The sequence below is a fragment of the Hyphomonas sp. genome (assembly GCF_041398385.1).
Classification (GTDB): domain Bacteria; phylum Pseudomonadota; class Alphaproteobacteria; order Caulobacterales; family Hyphomonadaceae; genus Hyphomonas.
This window is the reverse complement of the sequence record NZ_JAWKUW010000010.1, coordinates 1-14731: the sequence shown is the minus strand read 5'-3', so window position 1 is coordinate 14731 and position 14731 is coordinate 1. Positions and strand designations below refer to the sequence as shown.

The 14731-nt window shown below is 63.7% G+C and carries 17 protein-coding genes and 1 tRNA gene; 8 read left to right on the top strand and 10 right to left on the bottom strand.

What is annotated here, in order from left to right:
• Positions 1-271: 271 nt before the first annotated feature.
• Both R3C13_RS14460 and R3C13_RS14455 read left to right on the top strand, forming a co-directional pair.
• Positions 272-478: a DUF2061 domain-containing protein gene (locus R3C13_RS14460; RefSeq protein WP_371311547.1), complete on the top strand. Its 207-nt coding sequence runs from the start codon at positions 272-274 to the stop codon at positions 476-478.
• Positions 479-538: 60 nt separating this feature from the next.
• Positions 539-1381, top strand: a complete 843-nt coding sequence (locus R3C13_RS14455) for a hypothetical protein (protein ID WP_371311546.1) — start codon at positions 539-541, stop codon at positions 1379-1381.
• On the opposite strand, the gene grpE is transcribed toward R3C13_RS14455, so the two are convergent.
• The 5 genes from grpE to R3C13_RS14430 all read right to left on the bottom strand — a co-directional run bounded on the left by grpE (position 1378) and on the right by R3C13_RS14430 (position 5813).
• A complete protein-coding gene (gene grpE / locus R3C13_RS14450; protein WP_371311545.1) occupies positions 1378-1929 on the bottom strand; it encodes a nucleotide exchange factor GrpE in 552 nt (183 codons plus the stop codon). The two genes, R3C13_RS14455 and grpE, sit on opposite strands and share 4 nt — an antisense overlap.
• Positions 1929-2987 carry a heat-inducible transcriptional repressor HrcA gene (gene hrcA, locus R3C13_RS14445; protein ID WP_371311544.1) on the bottom strand — a complete coding sequence of 353 codons (1059 nt, stop codon included), beginning with the start codon at positions 2985-2987 and terminating at the stop codon, positions 1929-1931. Before hrcA ends, grpE begins: the two co-directional genes overlap by 1 nt.
• Positions 2988-3059: 72 nt before the next feature.
• Complete coding sequence (locus R3C13_RS14440) at positions 3060-3773, bottom strand: SdpI family protein (protein ID WP_371311543.1); 714 nt, start codon at positions 3771-3773, stop codon at positions 3060-3062.
• Positions 3770-4066: an autorepressor SdpR family transcription factor gene (locus R3C13_RS14435; RefSeq protein ID WP_371311542.1), complete on the bottom strand. Its 297-nt coding sequence runs from the start codon at positions 4064-4066 to the stop codon at positions 3770-3772. The genes R3C13_RS14440 and R3C13_RS14435 overlap by 4 nt, the downstream gene beginning before the upstream one ends.
• 76 nt (positions 4067-4142) lie before the next feature.
• Positions 4143-5813, bottom strand: a complete 1671-nt coding sequence (locus R3C13_RS14430) for a formate--tetrahydrofolate ligase (RefSeq protein ID WP_371311541.1) — start codon at positions 5811-5813, stop codon at positions 4143-4145.
• A 90-nt stretch (positions 5814-5903) separates the two neighbouring features.
• On the opposite strand from R3C13_RS14430, the gene rph reads away from it, so the two are divergent.
• Positions 5904-6629, top strand: coding sequence for a ribonuclease PH (gene rph, locus R3C13_RS14425; RefSeq protein WP_371311540.1), 726 nt, complete (start codon positions 5904-5906; stop codon positions 6627-6629).
• Here rph and R3C13_RS14420 read toward each other — a convergent pair.
• Genes R3C13_RS14420 through R3C13_RS14410 form a run of 3 tightly spaced genes read right to left on the bottom strand, consistent with a single transcriptional unit; the run spans position 6626 to position 7776 of the window.
• Entirely contained in the window at positions 6626-7003 is a 378-nt protein-coding gene (locus R3C13_RS14420) for a hypothetical protein (protein WP_371311539.1), read from the bottom strand. The two genes, rph and R3C13_RS14420, sit on opposite strands and share 4 nt — an antisense overlap.
• A 5-nt stretch (positions 7004-7008) precedes the next feature.
• Complete coding sequence (locus tag R3C13_RS14415; protein ID WP_371311538.1) at positions 7009-7245, bottom strand: helix-turn-helix domain-containing protein; 237 nt, start codon at positions 7243-7245, stop codon at positions 7009-7011.
• 9 nt (positions 7246-7254) lie between these two features.
• The gene (locus R3C13_RS14410) at positions 7255-7776 is read right to left on the bottom strand and encodes a DUF2975 domain-containing protein (protein ID WP_371311537.1); all 522 of its coding nucleotides are present in this window, start codon (positions 7774-7776) and stop codon (positions 7255-7257) included.
• Positions 7777-7911: 135 nt separating this feature from the next.
• On the opposite strand from R3C13_RS14410, the gene rdgB reads away from it, so the two are divergent.
• Positions 7912-8517 carry an RdgB/HAM1 family non-canonical purine NTP pyrophosphatase gene (gene rdgB, locus R3C13_RS14405; RefSeq protein ID WP_371311536.1) on the top strand — a complete coding sequence of 202 codons (606 nt, stop codon included), beginning with the start codon at positions 7912-7914 and terminating at the stop codon, positions 8515-8517.
• Positions 8514-9686, top strand: coding sequence for a radical SAM family heme chaperone HemW (gene hemW / locus R3C13_RS14400; RefSeq protein ID WP_371311535.1), 1173 nt, complete (start codon positions 8514-8516; stop codon positions 9684-9686). The genes rdgB and hemW overlap by 4 nt, the downstream gene beginning before the upstream one ends.
• 3 nt (positions 9687-9689) lie before the next feature.
• Here hemW and R3C13_RS14395 read toward each other — a convergent pair whose 3' ends face one another.
• Both R3C13_RS14395 and ggt read right to left on the bottom strand, forming a co-directional pair.
• Positions 9690-10277 carry a thymidine kinase gene (locus R3C13_RS14395; RefSeq protein ID WP_371311534.1) on the bottom strand — a complete coding sequence of 196 codons (588 nt, stop codon included), beginning with the start codon at positions 10275-10277 and terminating at the stop codon, positions 9690-9692.
• Positions 10278-10288: 11 nt separating this feature from the next.
• A complete protein-coding gene (gene ggt, locus R3C13_RS14390; protein WP_371311533.1) occupies positions 10289-12109 on the bottom strand; it encodes a gamma-glutamyltransferase in 1821 nt (606 codons plus the stop codon).
• An 81-nt stretch (positions 12110-12190) separates the two neighbouring features.
• Between ggt and R3C13_RS14385 the strand changes: the two genes are divergently transcribed.
• From R3C13_RS14385 to R3C13_RS14375, 3 genes are all read left to right on the top strand, one after another.
• The gene (locus R3C13_RS14385; protein WP_371311532.1) at positions 12191-13189 is read left to right on the top strand and encodes a P1 family peptidase; all 999 of its coding nucleotides are present in this window, start codon (positions 12191-12193) and stop codon (positions 13187-13189) included.
• Positions 13186-14184 (top strand): serine protease, encoded by a 999-nt coding sequence (locus tag R3C13_RS14380; RefSeq protein ID WP_371311531.1) that lies wholly within the window; start codon positions 13186-13188, stop codon positions 14182-14184. The genes R3C13_RS14385 and R3C13_RS14380 overlap by 4 nt, the downstream gene beginning before the upstream one ends.
• Before the next feature lie 97 nt (positions 14185-14281).
• Positions 14282-14358: transfer RNA gene (locus tag R3C13_RS14375), tRNA-Arg, on the top strand.
• Positions 14359-14731: the final 373 nt, after the last annotated feature.

The following is a 14731-nucleotide window of genomic DNA, read 5'->3' as shown; positions in this document are numbered from 1 at the left end:
TTCACATTTGAGTGGGTGAGGATGGGGGTTGAGCCCAGTCACCCGTTCGGTCTGCGATATGGGGAAATTTCGGCAGGGCTCAAGGGGCCTGCGACGCCTTTTCCATGTCTGGCTGCGGTTTGCGGCCATAGATCGCCTCTATCGCAGCCAGGCGCAGGATCAATTTGAAAATCATTCTCAATAAGAGCACATTCCAGAGTGTTCCGGAGCCTTCCCGTAGCCCCGGCGTAGGATTTTCCGGAGTGTTTTTCCGGCCTTCTGGAGAGTGAAAATGTCCCTGCAGGCGTTCAAGACCATGACCTACAGCCTGATGCATCTCAGTGTGGCGATGACGGTTGCCTTCCTGCTGACCGGCAGCTGGCCTGCCGCCCTCGCCATCGGCCTGATCGAGCCCCTGGTGCAGACGGTGGCCTACACGCTGCACGAACGCGCCTGGGCAAGGGCAGGGGGCCTCGGCGCAGTTCGCCACGCGCACTGATCCATGCTGGACAGGCCCCTGCGGCCGGCCGCATAGTTCCCTGCAAAGAGGGGGGCGATCATGCGTGCACTGGCTGTTCCTGTCCTGGCGATTGCAGGTCTGGTCGCCTGCGCCGGGGTGCCCGATCCGGTCGGGCCGCCCTTGCTTGAGCCGCTCTGGGTTGCCGAAGGCTTCGCGGCGCCTGAAGGCGTCGCCCTCGCGCCGGATGGCAATTATCTCATCTCGAACGTCGTGGGCGAGGGCGGCGAAAAGGACGGCAATGGCTATGTCTCGAAAGTCTCCCCGCAGGGCGACCTGATCGAGCGCTATTGGGCGGCTAAACTCAACGGGCCCAAGGGCATGGCCGTCCATGACGGCAAGCTCTATGTCGCCGATATCGATGCCGTGTTGGTCATCGATGCGGAAAAGGGCGGGCTCGGCGACAAGATCCGGGTCGATAGTGCGAAGTTCCTGAACGATGTGACCGTCTGGGACGGCAAGGTGCTGGTCTCCGATTCCGGAACCGGCAACATCATCGAAATCGTCGATGGCGCCGCGAAACTCTGGTTCCATGACGACGCCCGTTTCGGCGGCATCAACGGCCTGCTGGGGGATGGCGACCGGCTGCTGATCTCCACCATGACAACCGGCTCGCTCTACGCCCTGACGGCGGACAAGGTGTTCACCGACATCGCCACAGGCATGGAGAATGCGGACGGTATCGGCCTCGTGCCGGGCGGCGGCTATCTGGTCTCCTCCTGGCCGGGGGAAATTCACTATGCAGCTGAGGACGGCACTGTCACGACGCTTCTCGACACAACGGAAGCAGGCGTTTTGCAGAACGACCTCACGGTCTTCGGCGATGTCGTCATCGTGCCCAACTGGGAGCCGGGCACGGTCACGGCCTGGAAAATCGTCCGCTAGTTCGTCGAACCTGCGCTGACGGCCACCATGGCGGCGCGCAGGACCCGGTCGCCGATCTTCCAGCCGCTCTGGAACACGTCATGGATCGTGCCGCTGGCGTGCGGGGAGGGCACCTGCGCCACGGCCTGATGCAGGTTCGGGTCGAAGGCATCGCCCGGCAGGGCCGCGATCACCGTGACGCCGTTGCGGGCGAGGACCGTGTGCAGTTCCTTCTCCGTCATCTCGATGCCGTTGAGCAGGTTCTTGCCGGGCTCCGAGAGGGCGTCCCGGTCATCTTCCTTGAGGGCGCCCAGCGCGCGGGCGAGATTATCCGAGACGTTCAGCAACTCCCCGGCAAATTTTTCGATGGCGTAGATACGCGCATCGGAAGCCTCTTTCTGGGCCCGCTTGCGCGTGTTTTCGAGGTCAGCCAACGCCCGCAGCAGCTGGCCCCGCATCTCTTCCTTCTCGGTTTCGAGGCGGAGGATAGTGTCTTCCTGCGTTGCTTCCGCAGCAGTTTCGGGGGCTTCAGCGGCTTCCGTCTCGTCGATCCTGGTTTCGTCGCTCATCATTTTCCGTCCTTGTCGCGGCGGCGGGTGAGAATTTCGCCCACCACTTTCGCGGTATAGTCCACCATGGGGATCACCCTGGCATAGTTCAGCCGCGTTGGGCCGATCACGCCGAGGGCACCGATCACCTGCTTTCCGCCTCCCATATAGGGAGCCACAATCACACTTGAACCAGATAGCGGGAAAAGCTGGTTTTCGGAGCCGATGAAGAGTCGCACCCCGCCAGCCTCCCGCGTCGTGTCGAGGATATCCAGCACGTTCTGCTGGTGCTCCAGTTCGTTGAACAGCTGGCGCACGCGGTCGAGATCCTCGGCCGCCTTGGCATCCTCGATGAGGTTCGCGCGCCCCCGTACGATCAGCGAGCGGCCCTGACCGGGCGCGTCGCCGCTCCACTGGGCAAGCCCCTGTTCGACCAGCGAAGCGGCCGCCGCATCGAGCTGGGCCCGGCGGCTGGAGAGTTCCTCGCGCACATCCTGCGCCGCTTCGGCAAGGGTGCGGCCCTTCATGCGGGTCGAGAGGTAATTGCCCGCCTCCATCAGCACGGTCGCCGGCAAGCCCTCTGGCAGGCGGATGATGCGATTTTCGACGTCGCCGTCTTCCGTCAGCAGGATGCAGAGCGCGTCGCGATTGGCCAGCGGCACGAATTCGACATGCCGCACCGCCGCTTCGCGCTTCGGTGAGGAGACGAGCCCGGCCCCGCCCGTCAGGCCCGACAGGATGTCCGACGCTTCGGCCAGCACCTTGCCAAGGTCGGTTCCCGCCGATTTCAGCCGTTCGTCAATCGCCTCGCGGTCGCCGCGAGCGGGCTCGCCGATTTCAAGAAAGCCATCGACGAAGAGGCGCAGGCCCATATGTGTCGGGGCGCGGCCGGCCGAGATATGCGGCGCGTCGAGCAGGCCGAGGTCCGTCAGGTCGGCCATGACATTGCGGATCGAGGCAGGGGAGAGGGCGATGCCGCTGCGCGACAAGGTGCGGGAGCCGACCGGTTCGCCCGTCTCCAGATACCCCTCGACAATCTCGCGGAAAATGTCCCGCGAGCGCTGGTCGAGACGCTGCATCAGCGACTTTGTATCCGTCGGCCCAATCATGCCTGAATGGATAGGGGCGCCCCGGCGCCGGTTCAATAGGCCTCAGACCGTGAGATTGGTGCCATGGTCCCTGTCCGGCGCACTGCGCCAGGCAAAGTAGGAGTAGACGACGGATATCAGCGCTGCCGCCAGCACGAGGACTGTCATCTGCAAGGCGAGCCAGAGACCGCTGAACACAAAGGCGCCGATGAAGCCCAGCACGCCGGCGAGGATGAACAACGGGCCGGCCAGCCGGTGGGTCTTTTCCCATGCCATGTCAGAAGACAGGGTCCAGGGTGTGCGCACCCCGAAGATGAAGCTCGACCGGGTCTTGGGCAGGTAATTGCCGATGAGAATGAACTGGACGGCAACGGCGGCGATGATGAAGCGCACCAGCTCCGGGCCGTGCCAGTCGGGATTGAGGCTGCGGATCATGGAGAAGGCGATGCCCGCCGTCAGCGCCGCCATCAGGGTGGTGACGCTGATCCATGTCGCAATATAGGCGCGACGGCCGATAATGAGGTTTTCCCGGCGCGGATCGAGGAAGGGCGCCGCAGCCAGGATGACAGATATGACCGCAGAAATAGCGGGCAATATCCAGAGGACGACCATCGCCTCCTGTCGGCTGCCATAGCGGTCGGGCGATCCGTCGGCGCCGAAATGGACGCCCACTTCGCTGTCCAGCGGGATCTGGGTTCCGGCATAAAGCACGATGGCGACCATCAGGGCGAGCATGAGAGCCGACCAGGCCAGACCAATCCGGATGTGTGATGTCATTCTGCGGCCTCCTTGAGGGTGTCGTCGCCATTGTCCCGGCCGATCAGGCCGAGCAGGGCGCTGGCTGCGTCTTCGAGGACGCTGGTGTTGACGCGGTAGAGGATCTGGTTGCCCTGCCGCTCGGCGGTGATGAGCTCAGCCTCCTTCAGCACCGCGAGGTGCCGGCTCATGGTCGGCCAGCTGGTGTCGAACTCGGCGGCAAGGTCGCCGGCCAGCCGGGGGCCCTTGCGCAATAGCGCCAGGATCTGCCGGCGGGCAGGATGGGAGAGTGCCTTGAAGACCGCGTTTTGCATTTCTGCTAATTAGCAATTACGCTAAACTGAGTCAAGCACCGTGCGAGAAAGGGAAAGAGTGGCAGCGTGAAGGCCCTTAGTAGAGGCCTTCAATCTCCCCATCGGAATTGAGATAGATGCCCTCGGCGGCTGGCTGTCGCGGCAGGCCGGGCATGGTCATGATGTCCCCGCAGATGCCGACGACGAAACCGGCGCCGGCAGCGAGGCGCACATCACGGAGGTTCACGACATGGCCTTCCGGAGCGCCGAGGAGCTTGGGATCAGCTGAAAAGCTGTACTGCGTCTTGGCCATGCAGACAGGCAGCTTGCCATATCCAGCCTCTTCCATGCGGGCGAGAGCTGCCCGGACGTTGGGCGGCGCCTCGACGCGGTCAGCGCGATAGATCTTGCGGGCGACCGTCTGCATCTTTTCGAACAGGGGCAGTTCGTCGCGGTAAAGCGGCTGGAAATTGGCCGGTACCGTCTCGATGGAATGAACCACCTTGCGGGCGAGGTCTTCGGCGCCATGGCTGCCTTCGGCCCAGTGCGTGCAGATCGAAACCGGGACGCCGGCAGCCTTGCAATAGGATTCGACCGCGGCAAGCTCGCCGGACGTGTCGGTGGTGAAGCGATTGAGGGCGACAACCACCGGCAGGCCGAATTGCTGCAGGTTCTCGATATGGCGGCCGAGATTGGCAAGGCCGGCTTCGAGCGATCCATAGCTGACCGATCCGGAGTCCTTCAGCGACATGCCGCCATGCATTTTCAGGGCGCGCACGGTTGCCACGAGCGCCGCGGCACTGGGGACGAGCCCGGCCTGGCGGCACTTGATGTTGAGGAATTTCTCGGCCCCAAGATCGGCGCCGAAACCGGCTTCGGTGACGACGTAATCCGCCATCTTGAGCGCCGACTTCGTCGCGATCACCGAATTGCAGCCATGGGCAATATTGGCGAACGGGCCGCCATGCACGAGGACTGGATTGTTCTCCAGCGTCTGGACCAGGTTTGGCAGGGCGGCATCGCGCAGCAGCGCCATCATGGCACCGGTCGCCTTGATATCCTTCGCGGTCACTTCCACGCCGCCGCGCTTGTGACCGACCACGATCCGGTCCAGCCGGTCCTGCATGTCGTGCGTGTCTTTTGCCAGGCAGAGGATGGCCATGATCTCGGAAGCGACCGTGATGTCGAAGCCCGATTCCATCGGCGTGCCGTTGCCCGATCCACCGAGGCCGGTGACCACATTGCGCAGGTTGCGGTCGTTCATGTCCATAACGCGGCGCCAGGTGACGCGCGTCGGCTCCAGCCCGGTTTCGGCGCCCCAGTGCAAATGGTTGTCCACCATGGCGGCGAGAAGATTGTGCGCCGACGTGATGGCGTGGAAATCGCCGGTGAAGTGCAGGTTGATGTCTTCCATCGGCACGATTTGTGCCCGTCCGCCGCCCGTGGCGCCGCCCTTCATGCCGAAACATGGGCCGAGCGACGGTTCGCGCAGGCACAGCAGGGCATTCTTGCCGATCCGGGCCATCGCATCGGAAAGGCCGATCGATGTGGTGGTCTTGCCTTTGCCGGCGGGTGTCGGGTTGATGGCGGTGACGAGGATCAGCTTGCCGTCCTTCTTCGGGCGCAGGCTTGCGAGGTGGTGGGCGCTGATCTTGGCCTTGTCGTGGCCGTAGGGAATGACATCGCCCGGCGCGATGCCGAGTTTCGCAGCGATTTCCGCAATCGGCAGTTTTTTCGCCGCTCGTGCGACGTCGATATCGCTCGCCATGGTTCCCCGCCTTCGATTCCCTTTGTGTTTCCGGTGTAGACAGCGGAGACAAAACCCGCAATCAGGCAGCTCAGATAAGAGGAGCCCGCTATGACGCAGCTGATCCGTCCGTCAGGCCGCGCGTTCGACCAGATGCGCGACATCACGCTGGAAACCAATGTAACCCGCTATGCCGAAGGCTCATGCCTTGCGAAGTTCGGCAACACGCACGTGCTGTGCACGGCCAGCTGGGACAGGGGCGTGCCGGGCTGGCTGAAAGGGCAGGGGCGCGGCTGGGTCACCGGTGAATATGGCATGCTGCCGCGCGCGACGCATACGCGCGGGCGCCGCGAGGCCGCCGCCGGCAAGCAATCCGGCCGCACGCAGGAGATCCAGCGCCTGATTGGCCGGTCGCTGCGTTCGGTGTGCGACCTGACGGCGCTCGGCGAGAACCAGATCACGATTGACTGCGACGTGCTGCAGGCTGATGGCGGCACACGGACTGCCTCGATTACCGGGGGTTTCGTCGCACTGTCGCTTGCCTGCAAATACCTCGTTTCGGAAGGCGTGATCCCGGCAAACCCGATCCGGAAGCAGGCTGCGGCGATCTCCGTCGGTGTCTACAAGGACCATCCGGTGCTTGACGTCGACTATCCCGAGGACTCCGAGGGCGAAGCCGACATGAACGTCGTGATGAGCTCCGACGGCGGCTTCATCGAAGTGCAGGGCACGGGCGAGGAACGCCCGCTGACCCGCGCCGAACTCGACGAAATGCTGCGCCTTGCGGAAAAGGGGTGTACGGAGCTTTTCGCCGCACAGCGGGCCGCAATCGGCTAGTAGCGCCGCTTCGGCCCGGCCAACATGTCGCCAAACGTGCGCACGGTTGCCGCCGCGACCTGCATGGCTGTGGGCTTGCGCCGGTGGGCGTGGCGCACGAAGTGGCCGCAATTCGATCCGAACAGGTCGTAATCCTTGCCGAGATGGCGGCGGGCGCGCAGCTCCACATGGTAGGAGTCGAGCGAACTGTAGCGGCCGTGCAGGCGGACATCGCGGCCAGCCGCGAACGCTTCATAGGTCTGTTCGACAACGCCATCATGCAGGCGTGAATTTGAAATGATCGTGCCACGGGCGGTCACCACGCCATAATGGCGCAGGACGCCGCCGAAGCGGATAGAGACCACATCGCCTGCGTCGAAATCATGTTCCCGCATCAGTCCTACTCCGCAGCGACGCGCTCGGCGCCGTCTTCGTCTTCATCGAAGATGAGGATGTCGCCGGGCTGGCACTGGAGCTCGCGGCACAGCGCCTCCAGCGTCGAGAAGCGGATCGCCTTGGCCTTGCCGGTCTTGAGGATGGAGAGGTTGGCGAGGGTCACGCCGACGCGCTCGGACAGTTCCGTCAGCGACATGCGGCGGTCAAGCAGGACTCGATCGAGGGTAACACGAATGGACATGGTGCCCTCCTATATGGTCATCTTTTCTTCGTCGCGAAGGCGCGTACCTTCACGGAAGACCTGACTGAGAATGAAAAGGGCCGCGACGGACGCCCAGGCGATCAGGTCCACCGACAGTTCGAGGCGCGCGCCGTGCACGACAAATCCCATGATGATGGCGATGGCGTAGCGCATCAGTTGCGTGATCGCGATGGCAATGGCAATCCGCGTCAGCCGTGCCGCATTCTCCGGCACGAACGGGTCTCCATCTGCCAGCGTGGCCAGGATCCGGCGCAGCTCCAGGCAGACGAAAACCACCGCCGCTACCACGACGGCTACACCGGCAAGGCCGGCGATGAGTTCCGGTAGGGTGATTTCATGATCGTCGATCTTGATGGCGCCGAGATTCACTGCGCTTCCGGACAGCATCGAGACCAGTTCGACGGCGCCGGCGAGCAGGACGACCAGGCCGATGACTGCAGTCATCCACATGACGACCGTCACAAGGATTGTCATGATGGCCGCCATGGAATTGCGTGTCTTACCTGTCATGCCTTGGTCTCTTCACCCTTTCCGGTGGATGATCTATGTCGGCAGGATTCCTTGCAGAAAGCTGAACCCTTACCGAATAACGATATATGAATTTGTGACGAAAGCAAGAATGGAACCCTTACAGAAGGCTGGAAAATGACGCACCGCACGCTTTTGCCCGGCCGCTTGGTGGCTGCGACCCACAACAGGGGAAAAATCAGCGAACTCAAGGACTTGTTTGCTCCATTGGGGTTCGAAGTCGTCTCTGCACTGGATCTCGACCTCGAGGAGCCCGAGGAGACGGAAGGCAGTTTTGTCGGCAATGCGCTGCTGAAAGCGCGCGCTGCGGCAAAATCTACCGGGGCGCCGGCCCTGTCGGATGATTCCGGCCTTTCTGTTGCGGCGCTCGGCGGTTTGCCGGGTATCTATTCTGCCCGGTGGGCCGGTGAGCCGAGGGATTTCGGTGCCGCCATGGCAAAGGTCGAGCGCGAGTTGGAAGATGTCGGGGCGACCGATCGGTCGGCGAAATTCGTATGTGCCCTGGCGGTCGTCTGGCCGGACGGGCATGAGGAAGTGTTCGAGGGCGAGGTGCACGGCACGCTGGTCTGGCCGCCGAGAGGGGATAAGGGTTTTGGTTATGACCCCGTCTTCGTGGCCGAGGGCGAGACGATCACCTTCGGTGAAATGGATCCTGAAAGGAAACACGCCATGAGCCACCGTGCCCGCGCGTTCGACAAGCTGAAATCGACGCTGCTGCCATGAGCCAGCAGATCCACCCGTTCGGGCCGCATTTCGGATTTGGCCTCTATGTCCACTGGCCGTATTGCGCGCGGATCTGCCCGTATTGCGACTTCAACGTCTATGCCGCGAAGGACCGTGACCCCGAACTGCTGCTGGAAGCGATCTGTGCCGATATCAGGGTGCACCGTGAGCGGATGCCGGATCACGGCGCGCTCGACTCGGTGTATTTCGGCGGCGGAACGCCGTCATTGCTGACGCCGGCGCAGATCGCCCGCATCCTCGAAACGGCGAATGCGGTGTTCGGAATCAAGCCGGGCGCAGAGATCACGCTGGAGGCCAATCCCAACGATGTCATGCGAGCCGACCTGCCGGGGCTTGCGGCCGCCGGGATCGACCGCATGTCCGTAGGCGTACAATCCCTCCGCGACAGTTCGCTGGCATTCCTCGGCCGCGATCACGACGCCGAAGGGGCAAAGGCCAGCGTGCACCGCGCCATGCGTGCATTCCGGTCGGTCAATGTGGACATGATCTATGCCCGGCCAGGCCAGACGCCCGACGACTGGAAGGTCGAGCTGGAAGACCTGCTCTGGCTCGGCATGCCGCACCTGTCGCTCTATGAGCTGACGATCAAAGAGGGCACGCCCTTTGGCCTTGCGGTCGACCGGGGGCAGATCGTTCCGATGCCGGACGATGACCAGGCGGACCTGTTCGAGCTGACGCAGGAGATTCTCACGCAAGCGGGCCTGCCGGCATACGAAGTCTCCAATCATGCGTTGTCGCCGGACCATCAGTCCCGGCACAATCTGACCTATTGGAACGGCGGCGACTGGATCGGCGTCGGCCCCGGCGCGCATGGGCGCATCACGGTAGGTGGGCATCGCTACGCCTCAGAGGCGGAAAAGAAACCCGAAGCCTATATGGCAAATGTGCAGGCGCTCAACACGGGCTGGTCCGGTGCGCAGCGCCTCGACCACAAGGAGGTTGCGCGGGAGCTGCTCGTGATGGGGCTTCGCCCGGCCGCGGGCATCAATATCGAGCGTGTGGAATCAATCTCCGGGGCGGCTGTTCCGCGGGACAAGATCGCGGCCTTTGCGGAGCAGGGGTGGCTGCGGCTTGATGGGACGCAACTGTCCCTGACGCCCTCCGGACGGCTGCTGGCCGACGCGCTCACGGCACAGCTCGCGCCCTGAACATCAGGCGGGCGGCCAGCGTCCCATCCGCTCTTCCCAGTGCTTGCGGCAGAGTGAGACATAAGTCGACTTGCCAATCGAGACCTGATCGCCTTCTGTCAGCGCTTTTCCGTCCGGACCCAGACGAACCACCATGGTTGCCTTGCGGCCGCATTCGCAGATCGTGCGCACCTCGCGCAGGGAATCGGCGATAGCGAGGAGCGCGGCGGAACCTTCGAACAATTCGCCGCGGAAATCCGTGCGCAGGCCATAGGCCAGCACCGGCACGTCCAGATGATCCGCGACACGTGCCAGCTGCCAGGCCTGATCCTTGGTCAGGAACTGGGCTTCGTCGACGAAGATCGCGCTCAGCTTTTCGTGCTTCAGCGTCCCACCTACCAGGGCAAACAGGTCCGTATCGCGATTATAGAATATGGCGTCAGCATTGATGCCGATTCGAGAGGAAATGTGCCCGGCCACATCGTCCCTGTAGAGGGACGAGGTGAGCAGCATCACTTCCATGCCGCGTTCGCGATAGTTGTATGCCGCCTGCAGCAGGATGGTCGACTTGCCTGCATTCATCGCGGCGTAGGAGAAGTACAGCTTGGCCACGTTGCGCCGCCCTATTCGAGCGCTTTGGCGATGCCTTCACGGCGGGGGTCGGCGGCGCCTTCGAGATGGTCGTCACGAACGACGATCACATGCAGGCCGGAATTTTCCCCGGTGCGTTCTTCGACCGTATAGCCCATGTCGCGCAGCGCCTCGGCGGCCTGCGGGCCGCCATCCCGGTCCACTTCGACGCCAATTGTGTCGCCGCGGGCGATGATGTTGGGCAGGTCCACGGCTTCCTGTGCGGTGTGGCCCCATTCGAGCACGCCGACCAGCGTCTTGGCGACATAAGCGACGATCGAGTTTCCGCCCGGCGAGCCGGTGACCATGAAGAGGTCACCATCCGGATCGAACACCAGCGTCGGCGACATCGAGGAGCGCGGCCGCTTGCCGCCGGCCGGGGCGTTGGCGACCGGTTTGCCACCCATTTCAGGCTGGCGCGAAAAATCCGTCAGCTGATTGTTGAGCAGGAAGCCCCCCGCCATGCGGGATGAGCCGAAGGCGGCTTCCACGGTCGTCGTCATCGAGACTGCATTGCCGTCCGCGTCGATGATGGAGATGTGCGTCGTGCCAGGCGCGTGTTCCGTCGCGTCCTCGCCCCACATCGGCCGGATCGGGTCGCGGCCAAGCGCTACGCCGGGGTCTCCGGGCACCGCATGCTCATTCGGCTCGAACACCTGTGCGGAGCGGGCTTTCAGGTAATCCGGATTGATCAGATCAGCCGCCGGCACTGGCACGACATCTGCGTCGGCGACATAATGGTCGCGGTCCGCATAGGCGAGGCGCTGGGCGTCAACGAATGTCTTGAGGAAGGCTTCGGGCGTTGCCTTCACATTCGGGCCGGGCTTCAGGAGCTCGTAGAGGCCCATGATTTCATTCTGGGCGACACCGCCGGAAGAGGGCGGCGGGGCCGAGCACAGCTTGTAGCCGGTCTGCAGGACACCACAGAGTGCAGGGCGCACTTTGACTTCGTAATTGGCCAGATCGTCCAGCGTCATGCTGCCGCCATCCGGACCTTCCTGAACAGCTTCCACAATCGCTTCAGCCAGCGCGCCCTTGTAGAAGGCCGACGGGCCTTCCGCCGCGACGGCTTTCAGCGTCGCGGCATAATCCGGATTGGTCCGGGTATCGCCGACCTGAAGCGGCGCGCCATCCGGATAGAAATAAGCCGCCGTCACCGGATTGTCGTCAAGCCGGACAGCGGCGCGCAGGCGCTCGTTTGCCAGAAGGTCTGCGATCCGCGGGGAAACGACCCAGCCGTCTTCGGCGAGCTTGATGGCCGGCTGGAACAGGCTGGCCCAGTCGGCTTGGCCAGCCGCATCGTGCGCCGTCTTGTAAAGCGCGACCTGTCCCGGCACGCCGACCGACCGGCCGGATTGCCAGGCCGGCACAAAGTCCATCACCTGACCATCCTTGATGAAAAGATCCCTGGTCGCCGCAGCCGGGGCGGTTTCACGCCCGTCGAACACGGTGATCTCGTCTTTCGCGCGGTCGTAATAGACCATGAAGGCACCGCCACCGAGACCGGAGCTTTGCGGTTCCACAAGGCCCAGAACGGCGTGAACGGCAATCGCGGCGTCAATGGCATTGCCGCCTTGCCGCAGGATTTCCAGTCCGGCTTCGACAGCGCGCGGGTCTGCAGCGGCGACCATGGCGCCCTTCGTCCAGGACAGGTCGCCCAGTGATTCCGGATCGGATGTTTCGGCCGGCAGGCTCGCAACGGCCTTGTCGGCGGCCTCCCGCGCTGCGTCTGCAGCCGAGGTGGGTGGGTCGTTGGCGGCGGTGCAGGCGGTCATCAGCAGGGCAGCAGCGAGAAGGGGAAGGGAGTGCTTCATCTCATATCCTCGGCTTGGCGGGACTCGCGCCGGACCTTAAGAGAGGGAAACACAAAGGGAAAGACAGGCGGGGCAGGTATCATGGCGTCAACCGGCAAGCGGAACCTGATCACGGATGTGGCTGGCATCCGCATCGGGCAGGCGGAAGACGCGAGCGTCTGCACAGGTGTGACCGTTATCGTACCGGATGCGCCGGTTATGGCCGCCGTCGCTGTCGCGGGCGGTGGCCCCGGCACGCGCGAAACGGATCTTCTGGCGGGCGGTACACTGGTCGATGCCGTCGATGCCGTCTTCCTGTCCGGCGGTAGCGCCTTTGGCCTCGGGGCCGGCGATGGCGTCATGGCGGGACTGAAGGCGCAGGGCCGCGGATTTTCCCTCGTCGACCGGCCGGGCGTGCCGCCGACGCCGATCGTGCCGGGGGCGATCCTCTACGATCTCGCCAATGGCGGCAACAAGGACTGGGGCGATCTCAGCCCCTATGCTGCGCTGGGCCGCAGGGCATTCGATACGGCATCGGACGAAGTGCGGCTTGGCCGGGCAGGGGCGGGTTTCGGCGCGCAGGCCGGACAGTTTCCCGGTGGCACCGGCTCAGCGAGCATTGTAACGCGAGACGGGTTGAGCCTCGGCGCTATCGCCTGCGTCAACTGTTTCGGCTCAGTCATGATGCCGGGAACGCAGGCCTATTGGGCGCACCCTCATGAAGTGAACAGCGAATTCGGCGGCGTTCGTCCGCCATCGGATTTTTTCATGGATGCCGACGACTGGGGCGCGGCCAAGGCCAATCCGGCGCTTGGCCAGAACACGACCATCGCCTGCATCGCGACGGATGTCGCTCTTACGGCGGACCAGGCCAAACGGGTCGCGCAGATGGCGCTGTCGGGCTTCTCCCGCGCCATCCGACCGGTATTTGCGCCTTTCGATGGAGATGCTGTATTCGTGGTGTCGACCGGCCGCGTCACTCTGCCTGAACCCGCACCGCTGAACCTGACGCGCATCGGCGAACTTGCCGCGTCTGTCCTCGCCCGGTCGATCGCCCGGGGCGTGCATGAGGCGCGGCGCCAGGAAGGGAGTCTCGTATGAACCGGAAACTGGCATGGGGTCTCGGCGTGGGCCTGCTCGCCCTGGCGACGGCCTGTGTCGTCGGCGGGCATGAAGCCGATCCGCAAGACTGGCCCGGCATCGTTTCCCTGCAGTCACAGCGCGGGGCAAACCTGTTCCATGAATGCGGCGCCTCGATGATTTCACCCGAATGGGCGCTGACGGCGGCGCATTGCGTCGATTCTATCCGCGTCGAACCGCCGGGCCGGGCGGTACAGTATTATCCGGACAAGACGGGCGCCCTTCGCCGGTTCGGGCCGATGATCGTGACCGTCGGCGCCGGCAACCTGCTCGACGTCCCGAAGGAGGCGACGTTCCAGATCGCTGAGGTTGTCGTCCATCCCGGCTACCAGCCCGGCCGGGCTGAACGGGGCAATGACCTCGCCCTTGTCCGCATCGACGGACATTGGGACGGTCCGCTGGCGCGCCTCGATGGCCTGACTGGTCTCGCCGCCATGGCGGGCGGCCCGAATGCGGGGACTTATGTCGCCGGCTACGGCAATCAGGAAGAGCAGGGCACACGGGAGGAGGGCTTCAGCCGGACGGGCCGGCATGTTGCCGCACCGAGCCTCATCCTTATGGAAGGCGAAGTGCCCCGCGTCGATCCGCTGACCTGCCAGCGGCAGATTGGCGATCTCATCCGGACCTATGGCATGGAAGCGGAGTTTGCCGGGGTCAGCGTCGATCCCCTCACGCAGCTGTGCGCCGGCACGGGCGGCACCGATTCCTGCCAGGGTGACAGCGGCGGACCGCTCAATGTCCGTTCCTATGACGGCGTTCCGGTGCAGGTTGGTGTCGTCAGCTGGGGGCTCGGTTGTGCGCGTGAAAACAGCCCCGGTGTCTATATGCGCGTAGCGGCCTATGCCGGCTGGATCGCCAGCGTGACCGGCCTCGAGCCGGATTTTACCCCGCCACCGCAGCCTGCCGCCGCCCCGCCGCCGCCCCTACCCGAAGGCGGGAACGGGCAGGGCAACTGAGTGCTGGCCGGGGGTTTATGCCGGGGCTGCAAAAGGCAGGGAAAACAGGCTTGCATCCCTTGGGGGCTGACTGTATGTGTCCGCCTTCCTTCGGCAGGCACCCGTAGCTCAGCTGGATAGAGCACCAGACTACGAATCTGGGGGTCAGGAGTTCGAATCTCTTCGGGTGCGCCATTCCTGTGCAAAATCGGGCTTGTTTCCGCCATTCTCCGCACATGACCTGATCTCATGCGCAGTCTGCTGACCGCGCGACAATTCATTGAAACTGTAGGAAAATGGCGCACCCAAGAGGATTTGAACCTCTGACCTCTGCCTTCGGAGTTTGACCCTACCATGTTTGCGAGAGTCAGCGGCACCTTGCGAGTTCTTGCGAAAAAACGTTCTACGACAAGTGCTTAGCGCGGTTTATGATGACTTTTGAGGGTCGCGGTTTTGCGAGACCTTGCGAGAAATTGGAGCCGTTTACGGCTCGCGGTGCTGACATGGTGCTGACTCAAATTCGGGCTCAATGGCCCGCAGTTGCTGGAGTTTTTGGATTTATTTGTCC